Source organism: Flavobacterium cryoconiti (assembly GCF_048158645.1).
Lineage (GTDB): Bacteria > Bacteroidota > Bacteroidia > Flavobacteriales > Flavobacteriaceae > Flavobacterium > Flavobacterium cryoconiti.
The window spans coordinates 102,212-114,544 of record NZ_JBLNKW010000009.1; the positions used below are offsets into that span (position 1 = coordinate 102,212).

Annotated in this window: 3 protein-coding genes; 2 read left to right on the plus strand and 1 reads right to left on the minus strand. The window is 35.5% G+C overall.

Annotated features, from left to right (window positions below; all coding sequences use genetic code 11):
- Positions 1-232: 232 nt before the first annotated feature.
- Positions 233-907, minus strand: a complete 675-nt coding sequence (locus tag ACM55H_RS13755; RefSeq protein WP_416837038.1) for a TonB-dependent receptor plug domain-containing protein — start codon at positions 905-907, stop codon at positions 233-235.
- A gap of 394 nt (positions 908-1,301) precedes the next feature.
- Between ACM55H_RS13755 and ACM55H_RS13760 the strand changes: the two genes are divergently transcribed.
- Both ACM55H_RS13760 and ACM55H_RS13765 read left to right on the plus strand, forming a co-directional pair.
- Positions 1,302-5,393 carry a M14 family zinc carboxypeptidase gene (locus ACM55H_RS13760; protein WP_416837039.1) on the plus strand — a complete coding sequence of 1,364 codons (4,092 nt, stop codon included), beginning with the start codon at positions 1,302-1,304 and terminating at the stop codon, positions 5,391-5,393.
- 349 nt (positions 5,394-5,742) lie between these two features.
- Positions 5,743-12,285: a T9SS type A sorting domain-containing protein gene (locus ACM55H_RS13765; RefSeq protein ID WP_416837041.1), complete on the plus strand. Its 6,543-nt coding sequence runs from the start codon at positions 5,743-5,745 to the stop codon at positions 12,283-12,285.
- Positions 12,286-12,333: the final 48 nt, after the last annotated feature.

The window sequence follows — 12,333 nt, forward strand, 5'->3', positions numbered from 1 at the left end:
AAAATTAATTCAGATAATTAACAATCTGCTAATTATTCAAATAAATAATAACCCGTTAAGTATAATTACTTTTTGATAAGTATACTTAACGGGTTAAATAATAGAATTTACTATTTGTTTTTACATTCCTTTCTTCATAAAACAATCATCATCATATATTAAAGATTCAGTAACTATTAAGATAGTCAGATTTATTATACAATTACAGAGTCTTCTAATTACTTTCTCAAAACTATTTAGTCTTAATTACAATAACTCCTGCAGAAGCCTGTGATCCATAAATAGAAGCATCTGCTCCCTTTAACACACTTATATTTTTCACATTATTAGGTGATATATAATCGATATTAGATACAATCATTCCATCAACAACAAATAATGGTTCCGAAATATTACGAATAGAGCTAACCCCTCTAATAGTTATTTTATTGTCCCTTGAAACTGTAACTCCAGATAAACGACCTCTAATCATATCGTAAATTGTGTTATAAGTAATCGCATTTTTATCGTTTGGCAAACTAATGCCTTCTGAATTATTAACCTTATACTTTTTATCTACTTCAGAATAACCAATTGAAATTTTATCTCCTTTTTTTGTACGTTCTTTTATGGACTTTTCTGATTCCAGAAACATAAAATTCATGATACTCTCATTGCTATATTTAGAAGATAGCAAACCATATTCATGAGAATAAACATTAATCACGCTAACCTTTTCTGGAAGTTGAACCTCAAAATCTCCATTTTTATTCGTTTCTACATTTGAATAAATGGAATCCAAATATATTTTAGCATTTGCAACGGGTTTATTATTACTATTCATCACTTTTCCTGTTAGCTTATTTTGCGCATAACCAAAACCAACAAATAGTAACAAAATAAACAACAGTGTTTTAGAAATTTTCATATTTTTTTGATTTATAATTTTTTATTAAATATATAAAAAAAGTGAGACTTTCTAATAATTATGATTAACTCAATTAAAAATTCAATTAATTAACAAATAGCTTCTATTTTTAATAGCTGACCAATAGTGACAATCTCACCGCAATCCAAACCATGCAAGCTGATTTCGTACAATTTATACTAAGCTTAATAATCACAATTAAGAAATTAAAAAAATAAGATTATTCTTTCTTTTTAAAATTATTTTAATTTTTTAATTTAACTAAAATCCAAACTATTTAACATATTTAACAAGCTAAGATTACTTTTAATCGGTTAAATAATACATTTTATCGATTATTTTTTTGTTTTTACAAAAAAAATATTTTATGTTTGAAAACCCAAATCTAACAAACATGAAAAAAACTACCCTACTCATTCTTTTATTTTCTTTTAGTTTCAACTCTGTATTACACTCACAATCGGGAAATAAATCTATAAAAGCAGAAAAAGAACCAAACGAAATCTACAAAAAAATTAAAATCAAAAAACCTTCTTCTGATTTAATGAACAAATTAGGAGCAAGTGGATTAGATTTAGAATGCGGTTCTCAATTCGATACTAATGGAGATCTACTCATCGAAGTTTCGTCTCATGAAGAAGCCAAACTTAAAAAAATAACTTCTTTTAAAGTTGTAATACCAGATCTAGAAAACTACTATTCTAAAAGAGCTTTAAAGAACCTTCCTCAAGCTAAATCAAACTTAAAAACTCTAAAATATCAAAAATTGACAAATAAAAGTAGTAGCCTAAAAAGTACCACTTATGGAAATATAACCCATCGATTTGAAAATGATGAAATTGATTGGGCAGTTCCAACTAACTATCAATTAGGTGCTTCTTTTGGAGGATGTTTAACTGTCGATGAAACCTATGCACAATTGGACAAAATGCATGCTTTATATCCAAACTTAATTACAATTAAAGCCGATGCATCTCCTTCAAATCAAAAGACGATAGAAAACAGAACCATATACGTGGTGAAAATTTCAAATTCAAATATTACGGGGACAAAACCAGAAACACTTTACACAGGAATGACCCATTCTAGAGAGGTGGTTAGTTTAATGAATCTTACCTACTATATGTGGTATCTTTTAGAAAATTATGCAACTGATCCAGATGTAAAAAATCTAGTAGACAATCACGATTTATATTTTATTCCTATAGTAAACCCAGACGGATTAGCTTATAATGAAGCACAATCGCCTTCTGGCGGAGGAATGCAACGTAAAAATCGTAGAGAAACTGGTGCTTGTACTACCTATCTTGACGGTGTAGATTTAAATAGAAATTGGGGAACTTATTGGGGATATGACAATACCGGTTCTTCAAATATTGGATGCGATGACACTTACAGGGGTACTGCAGGATTTTCTGAAGCAGAAACTTCAATTGTAAAAGACTTTTTTTTACTTCATGATTTTAAAACTTCAGTAAATCATCATAGTTATAAAAATGCTGCGCTTCATGGTAGAGCAGCTTACTATTACACAAATAACAATCCCGCTAGTGCAGAAAACAAAACAGGACGAGAAGATGAATACTACCAATATTCACATGACATGACCCAATACAGTAGGTATGCCTATGGTTCTAGCCCAAACATTAGCTATTGGAATAACGGTAACTCAAATGACTGGATGTTGACAGGCTCAGGAAAAAACACTTTAGGTTGGACTCCTGAAAACGGAGCAGCTAATGAATCTACAATTCTAAACAACGGTTTTTGGCCAGACCCTATAAACATAACCGCTATTTCTAAAAGAGCTATGAGAATGAATTTTATAGCAGGTTTTTATAGTGGTGTTTATGCTAAATTTCATGACTTAACTAAATCTGATGTTACGACTACAAATGGTACTTTAAATTTTGGTTTAGAAAGAGTAGGTCAAACTCCTGGTGATTTCACTTTAACAGTAACACCAATTTCTTCTAACATACTTTCAGTTACTAATCCAACTGTACAAACTGGAATGACAATTTTAGAACAAAGAAATCTTAATGTGAACTATACCTTAAACCCTGGTATAACGAATAAAGAAAAAATTGAATTTGAAGTAACTTTATCAAATGGAAAATATATAATTTACAAAACAAGATTGGTAAAATACTATACTCCAACCGTTTTATTTTCTTCAACTCCAGACACTAGTAACCTAACAGGCTGGACTGCTAGTCCTACAACTGGAGCATGGGCTGTTACCTCAACTGGAGGATTTGGAGGAACAAAAGGAATTACAGCAAGTGCAGCTATTCCTTATGCAAATAATATTAATAGTACACTAACACAGACTACAGGAATATCTTTATTAGGAAAGCAGCAAGTTGTAGTACAATTTAATGCTAAATGGGATATAGAAAGAAGTTTTGATTATGTGGAACTTCAAGGTTCTATAGATGGAACAACATGGATTCCTTTGAAAGGGAAATATACAAAACCTGGAGCTACTGCTGTCACAAATGACTATTCTTCCACCCTAACTACTGCATCAAAAACTACTGCTGATAAAGCATTTCAACCTGATGCAGAGCCATTATTTGACGGAAATAAGATGAATAAATGGGTTCTTGAAGAATTCTTTATTAGCGCATCGGAAAACTCTGGACTATTTAATAAAGCAGCTTTAGTTAAATTCAGATTTATATTCAAAACAGATTCGAGCAATCGTAAACATGGATATAACGATACCTTTGATGGATTCACCTTTGATGATTTTAAGGTAATTGAAATAAAATCATCTTCACCAATTGCCATTTGCAAAGACGTAACTTTATCATTAAACAGTAGTGGTACATTAACCGTTTTACCTGCTGATGTGAATAATGGTTCCACTGATGATGTTGCAATTACATCTATTTCGGTTTCACCAAATACATTCAATTGTTCACACCTAAACACGCCACAAGCCGTAACTCTTACCGTAACGGATGCTGATGGTCAAACTGCTACATGCACGTCGAATGTAACAATAAAAGATACAACTGCTCCGGTAGTTCCTACTTTAGCCACTGTAATCAGCCAAAATGATGTAACTCTTACTGCTCCTACAACTACTGATGTATGTGCAGGAACCATTACTGGAACAACTGATACAGTATTTCCTATAACTATGCAAGGTACAACTGTTGTAATTTGGACTTTTAATGATGGAAATGGACAAATTGTAACTGCTAATCAAAATGTTGTTATAGACAATACAGCTCCAACAGCTCCATCATCATTAGTAGCCTCTGGAACAACTCAAACTGCAACCAATTTATCTTGGATAGCATCAACTGATGACACAGCGGTAACAGCTTATGATGTATATCAGGGAACCACTTTGAAAGCTACGGTAACAACTACTTCCTATGCCGTAACTGGATTAACAGCCTCTACAGCCTACACTTTTTCTATAAAAGCTAAAGATGCTACAGGGAATATCTCAACTGATAGCAATATTCTAAATCTAACAACTTTAGATCCCGTTATAGATACCACTGCTCCAACAGCCCCTGCAACATTAGTGGCTGCTGGAACAACTCAAACCACAACCAATTTATCTTGGACTGCTTCTACAGACGATACAGCTGTAACAGCTTATGATGTGTACCAGGGAGCTACTTTGAAAGCTACGGTAACAACTACATCCTATGCCGTAACCGGATTAACAGCTTCAACTGCCTATACTTTTTCTATAAAAGCCACAGATGCTGCAGGAAACATTTCGACTTCTAGCAACGTTGCAAGCATAACAACATTAGCGCCTATTGCAACTTATTGTACTTCTAAAGGAAATAGTGTTGCCAGTGAAAAAATTGGCAAAGTAGTTTTTGGAACTATCAGCAATACTTCAACAGGCGGAACGGGTTATGAAAACTATACTGCACTTTCAACAAATGCGACTAAAGGAACGGCATACACTATAACAATAACACCATCTTGGACCTCAACAAAATACAAAGAAGGATATGGTGTTTGGATCGATTATAATGGTGATGGTGATTTTGCAGATACTGGAGAACAAGTATGGACAAAAACTGCTTCAACAACAAATCCAGTTAGTGCAACAATTACTATTCCTACAACAGCAACAATTGGAGCTACCAGAATGAGAGTTTCCATGAAATACAATGCAATCCCAACTTCTTGCGAAACATTTGCTTCAGGACAAGTGGAAGATTACACCATTAACATTGTTAGTTCTGCAGCTAAAATGATTGAAAGCAATAAAATCATTACAAATGAGATTGTGCTTTATCCCAATCCAACAAAATCAATATTAAATGTAACTTCAATTTCTGAAAATGCCACATTCCAAATTTATAACTTAATAGGTCAAACTATTATGAAAGGTAAATTTTCTGCTAGTTTCATTGATGTTTCTGCTCTAAATGAAGGAAATTATATTCTGGAAATTACAGATAAAGAAACAACTACAATAAAGCGATTTATTAAAAAATAATGCCTTACTAATCAAAACTAAAAAAGCTATCCTAATCCGATAGCTTTTTTTGTTATAGTAAAGAAGTCTCCTACTTAAAAAAACAACTCCTATTTCGCATCACATTTTGATGAAAAACGATTAAAAATCACAAAACACTGAACTTAAACGCTATTATTAGCTTTTTATCGTTAAAAAGGCATTGAAATTAGAAATAAATATTTTACTTTTGGCCCATTAAATTGATTTTTTTTAGGTAGTAATTAACTGATAATTAAAACCAAATAAAAAATAAAGACGTAAATGATAGTGTACTCGCTCCATTTTCAAAACTATTACGGTCCTACTATAAATACCACATCAAGATTATATGAATAGAACTATACTTTTCACAAAAAAAATATTTCTGGCTTTAGCTTTTTTATTTATTACTTCCGTTGGATTTTCTCAATCTCCTAAAACTTATTCTTCATCTGGTACATTTACTGTTCCCGCTGGTGTTACTTCTGTAAGCGTTCAGGCATGGGGAGCTGGTGGTGGTGGGAGCAATGCTAGCAACAACAGCCGTGGTGGTGGTGGTGGTGGTGGTGGTGCTTATGCCACAAATCCAACAGTTGCAGTATCGGCATTATCGGCAGCCTACTCAATAACCGTAGGGACTGGAGGATCAACAAATACTGCTGGAACAAACTCTTCATTTAACACAACTTCTGTTGTTGCCGCTGGTGGTGGTGGCGGTACTTCTAATTCAAATACCGCTGGAGCAGGTGGAACTGTTGCAGCATCAACAGGGACAACAAGACTTGCTGGTGGAGCTGGAGTTACTGGATCTAACAGCACCTATAGTGGTGGTGGTGGTTCCTCCGCTGGTACTGTATTAGCTGGTGTTACTGGAGCCACTCTTACAGGAGGTATCGCTCCCGCTGGCGGTGGAAATGGCGGAAATGGAAAAGCAGCAGCAGCCGAAGGAGTTGGTCTTCCTGGTGTTATACCGGGTGGTGGTGGTGGTGGTGCGTATAAAAGTAGCAACTCCTTTTCTGGAGGTTCTGGAGCTAACGGTCAAGTAATCATTAGTTGGACTTGTCCAGCATCTGGATATAGTATAACAAATACGGCAATAGCATCACCATTATGTACTACAAATGGAGCCTCAGTAACACTTACTGGGGGAACTGGTTTACCCATAGGAAACTATACCGTATCATACACCCTCACAGGAACCAATACGGGATCTAGCACCGCCACCATGAGTGTAACTATAGCTGGATCTGGAAATTTTACCACAATGGCATTAGCCAACATAGGACTTACCAATATTCAAATCACTAATCTATCCAGCGGTGTATCACCTGACAATTGTAGTGCTGCTATAAGTTCAGGTAATACGAGTAGTGTTACCCTAACTACAACAACTGTTGCTGCTGGTAGCGCATTAGCCGATATTTGCAAAGGCGGTACAACTGTAGGACTTGGAGGCTCTTTTGGAGGTTCTGCAACTGCAGCTGTATGGTCTGATGGTGGTGTGGGAGGAACTTTTGCAAACAATACAGGAACAACGCCAGGTACAACCACTTGGACACCTCCTGCAGCATATACAGGAACTGCAACCTTAACATTGACCACTTCGGGTGGAGCATGTGGTACTATAGCAGCCAATAAAACACAAATAGTAACTGCACCTACAGCTGGGGCTGGTAGTGCGTTAAGTACACTATGTCAAGGAGCTACCACCGTAGCGCTTGGAGGTTCTTATGGAGGATCTGCCACTAGTGCCGTATGGTCTGACGGTGGTGTGGGAGGAACTTTTACAAACAATACGGGATCAACTCCTAATACCACAACTTGGACTCCCCCATCCGCCTATTCAGGGACAGCAACCTTAACACTAATTACTTCGGGTGGTTCTTGTGGTACAACAACTGCTTCAAAAACACAAGTCGTAATAAATACAACGGCAACAGTAGGAAGTGCCATTACTATCACTGGTTCACTTACCTCTACCTCATTAGGAGGAAATACCCCAAGTTCAGGATCAGGAGCTTGGACTAAAATTTCTGGACCAACAGGAACAGTAAATTTTAGTAATAGTACAAGTGGTACATCGACTGCTACAGTGCCATCAATAGGAACTTATGTTTTTAGATGGACAGTAACTAGCACTTGCGGAACCAGTACAGCTGACATTACAGTCACATATGTAGATGCTAACAACCATAGAAATTATACTCTTTTTTATGAAGATTTTGATGCTACAAATGGTGGATGGACTAATAATACTAATACAAATGGCTCGTGGCTTTGGACATCTTCATTTCCAACATTAACAATTAATGAAATTGGAGAAAACTCCTTTTGGAGAATTAACAACTTTAACGATTATGCTAACAATGCAACTATAGAAATTGAAAGTCCTGTTTATAATTTTACTGGATATCAAAATTTAATATTCAACATAGATGTAAGACACAATACACAAAAAGATGTAGATGGAATGCGAATTTTATATTCTATTAATGGAGGTGCCTATGTTCAATTAGGAGCAAACGGTAGTGGAATCAACTGGTATAACTCTTCATCAGTAAGCGCATTAGGATCTAATGGATGGAGCGACAACAATGTTGACATTACGGCTGCATCCGAGCCATTAGCCTTTGGACCTGCAAATAGATTCTTTAGAGCAACAACAGCATTAGATGATCCCACATTCAAGAATCAATCTAATGTACGCTTCAAAGTACAATTCAAATCAAATGGTTCTACTACAGCCGACGGTGTGGCTTTTGATAATGTATCTGTAGAAGGTGATGCAATGGTATCGTTAGCATTATCGCCTAATGCCCCTGCCAAAGTAAACCAAAACCTAAGCCTCTGGTTTAAAACCAATGCAGGAATAGCAGTAACAGACGGAACAGCATTAACAGCATGGGAAGACCAAGCCTATGATACCACTAGGGCTGATTTAATTAACAAAGAAAGCGTAAAAGCTTTAGCTTCTGATGCTCCTACTTTTCGCGATAATAGTACACGAAACATAAATTTTAATCCCGTTGTTGATTTTAACGCAACAAACAAGGATTATATGAATGGTAAAGGAGGCCTGTACTCTCAGGATTATTTTGTGGTGGTATATAGTGATGATGTTGTACAAAACACTATGGGAACGAACGGAAGACAAATTCCTTTGGGAGGAAAAAGTGACGACAAAAGTTTCCATGAAGACCCAACTGGATTGGGGTTAGGAAATACAACTTCCCGCTATACCCCAAGCGAAGTTATAGCACACAACGTTGGAGCCTATTCCCCAGGTACCGGTTCACCTACACCAAGCACAGACTCATACGGAAGAGCATTTACTTCGACTACCATTACATATAACGAGCCTTTAATAATCAATGTAAAAACAAATACAACGGGTACGCAAACCGAAATATATAAAAATGGGATACAAATAGACAACACAGCTGGTAAAACAGGAAACAATGGCGACCAACAGGCTTTAAACTTTTATGAATATAAAAATCTTCCTTTCTATTTAGGAACAGGACGAAGTGGAATCAGTGGTAGGACATTTTCAGCCTTAAATGGAAGACTTTCGGAAGTAGTTGCTTATACTGCTCCAAATAGTGCCTTAAACCAACAAAAAATACAAAGTTATTTAGGTATAAAATACGGAATAACTTTACATACTACAGGAAGCAGCAATGCATCTGGAGTAAGCACAACAAGTAGGTTAAATGATGTCAATTATATTGATTCAGCAGGGAATATCATTTGGGATACATCTGTAAATACAGGCTATAATTATGACATTGCAGGAATTGGTAGAGATGATGATTCTCAATTATACCAAAAGCAATCTAAAACTGTTAATACTACAGATGATATTACTTTAGGGTTAGCCGATATTTTAGCTACCAATAACTTAAATACAAATACATGCAACGATAAAAATTTCTTAGTTTGGGGTAATAATCAAGGTAATTTGGCCGCACAGACTCCGGTAATAGTAAATATAAGCTCCGGAATCACTTCACCATCTACTGTAACCAGTGATGTAAGTTTTGTTTCTGTAGGAAGAACTTGGAAAGTAGTGGAAACAGGTGGAAATGTTGGTACTGCTAAAGTATCTATACCTGCAACTATGCTTACTGCAACTATAACCCCTCCCGGAGATTACTTAATGTTTATATCAAGTACACCCAATTTTGACCCCACTGCTGAATATCGTATCATGACAGTTAATGGTTCAAATCTGGAAACTACCTATGATTTTGACGGAACAAAATACATCACTTTTGGTTATGCACCAGAAAAAACGTTTGTACGTTGCATAAAATTTAATGGAGTCAATAATTATTTAGATGCAGGAAAAGTGCTAGACTTAACCACTTCCTTTACCGTTTCGGCTTGGGTGAATAGAAATAGCACCAATCAAACTATTATTTCTAAAAGAGACAGCGGCTTCACTCAAGGATATGACCTAAGCATCAATGCAGCAGGAAAAGCAGAAATGAACTGGTATGTGGGCGCCACTAAAAAAACAATCACTTCTAATGTGATAATACCATCCGGATACTGGCATCATATAGGAGTAACTTTTGATGGTACTACAGCTAAAATGTACATAGATGGTGTGAATAAAATAAGTAGTGCCCTGGCAGGAGTTCCTACTGCAACAACACAATCTTTTCTTGTAGCTGCCGCTGACGGAGTAACTCCAACATCTTTCTTTAATGGTTCAATTGATGAAGTACGTGTTTGGGATGTTGCCTTAACTGACGCTCAGTTTCGTTATGTGATAAATCAAGAGATTTTAAGTAATGGTACTTTAACAAATGGTGCTATTATTCCTAATACAATTACATTGAATAATATCAGCAGTATTCCTTGGGCAAATCTAAAAGCCTATTATCCAATGTCAACCTATACCTATACCAATGCAAAAGACATTTCGAATAATCATTATACCGCTGCACTACGAAATCTAACAACTGTAGATTTACAAACAGCTCCATTACCTTATGAATCAGCTGCAAACGGAAATTGGCAAACTATTGGAACTTGGACAAACAGCACCTTACAAGATTTACCAAACAGTTCATCAATAGAAGACAATACAAAAACTATTGATTGGAATATTGTAAAATCATCCCATACCATTACTTCAACAGGAAACAAAACTGTTTTGGGATTGTTTGTAAATAGTAACACACTTACAGCAACTTCAGCTTCAGGATTACAAACTGACGGAACAAAAATTGAAGTTTCGCATTATTTAAAATTAGATGGAAAAATTGATTTAGTGGGAAGATCACAATTGGTACAAACTGAAGGCAGCGACTTAGATGTAACTAGTGCCGGCTCAATTGAAAAAGACCAACAAGGACAATCAAATAAATTCAATTATAATTATTGGAGTTCTCCTGTAAGTCCTATAAACACAACTGCAAATAATACTAATTACACTGTAGGTGGTGTATTAAAAGATGGAACAAATCCAGCTGCTCCAGTCAACATCAATTGGGTTACAGGTTATGATGGTTCAGCAACAACTCCTATCAGTTTAGCAAAATTTTGGATTTATAAATTTGATAATGCCGCAAATCTTTATGCCAATTGGAGTCAAATTTTTGAAACTGGAACTATTCCCGTAGGACAAGGATTTACATTAAAAGGAAGTGGAGCTGCTACTGCAACTCAAAACCTAACTTTTACAGGAAAACCAAATAATGGTACTATTAGCAGGTCAGTAGGAGCCACACAATTATTACTGGTAGGAAATCCATATTCATCAGCATTAGATGCTAATGCTTTTATAACAGATAATAGTGGTTCTATAGATACTACAACACCAACCTCGACTGATGGCGCTTTGTATTTCTGGGAGCATTATACCGGAAACAGTACTCATGTTTTAACTGGCTATCAAGGTGGGTATGCTGTTCGAAATGCTGCTGCTGGTGTTCCACCAAGTTCAGTAGGAGTAGATTTTATTGACACTTCAGGTGTTTCCCTTCGGGCAGCCCCAAATCAATACATTCCTGTAGGACAGGGATTCTTTGTTATTGGGAATGCAACAGGAGGAACAGTCACTTTCAAAAATAGCCAAAGAGCGTTTTTTAAAGAAGATAATGCCGCTTCACAAACTATGTATCGTATTCCAACGAAACCAAAAGGATTGGACCATTGGACAGATAATAGTGACGACCAAATTGCAAAAGACACGTACAAAAGAATTCGTTTAGGATTTAACAATTACAATGAAGTTTTTCATAGACAAGCAGTCATTGCCTTTATGGATGATAAAGCAAATAGTGAGATAAATGAAGGATATGATGCCGAGAATATAGACGATGTTGATAACGATATGTATCTGGTAAATTCAGACAAAGAGTTAATCATTGAAGGAGAAGGGTATTTTGATGAAGATGCCTCCTACCCTATTGGTGTGCGATCAAATGCTGAAGGAAAAGTATCTTTCGTTTTAGATGGCTTAGAGAACTTTGATGAAAATCAATCTATTTTTATTTATGATAAATCAGATGACACCTACCATAGTCTAAAAGATGCTTTGTATGAAGTAGAACTTCCTGAAGGAACTATTGATGATCGCTTCTATCTGCGCTTCACTGACAAAACCCTAAGTGTAAAAGATCAAGTCTATGAAAATGCAATCCAAGTAGACTATATTCGCTCTACTTCTATTTTGACTATTATAAATAATTCTAAAGACAATACTGTTAATACCGTATCCCTTTTTAATATTCAAGGAAAATCTATTTCTAAATGGGATGTAAAAGATAAAGACCAAACTAATATTAAACTGCCTATTCAAAGCATTGCTTCAGGAGTTTATATCGTAAAATTAAAAACATTGAAAGGAACAATTAGCAAAAAAATTATTATCAAATAATAAATTAAATATTGCTTTACATAAAAGACTTCTCAAATTGAGAAGTCT

Excerpts from the sequence above, each read along its gene's own strand:
- ACM55H_RS13755 (WP_416837038.1), bottom strand. The coding sequence starts at position 907 with ATGAAAATTTCTAAAACACTGTTGTTTATTTTGTTACTATTTGTTGGT.
- ACM55H_RS13760 (WP_416837039.1), top strand. The coding sequence starts at position 1,302 with ATGAAAAAAACTACCCTACTCATTCTTTTATTTTCTTTTAGTTTCAAC.
- ACM55H_RS13765 (WP_416837041.1), top strand. The coding sequence starts at position 5,743 with ATGAATAGAACTATACTTTTCACAAAAAAAATATTTCTGGCTTTAGCT.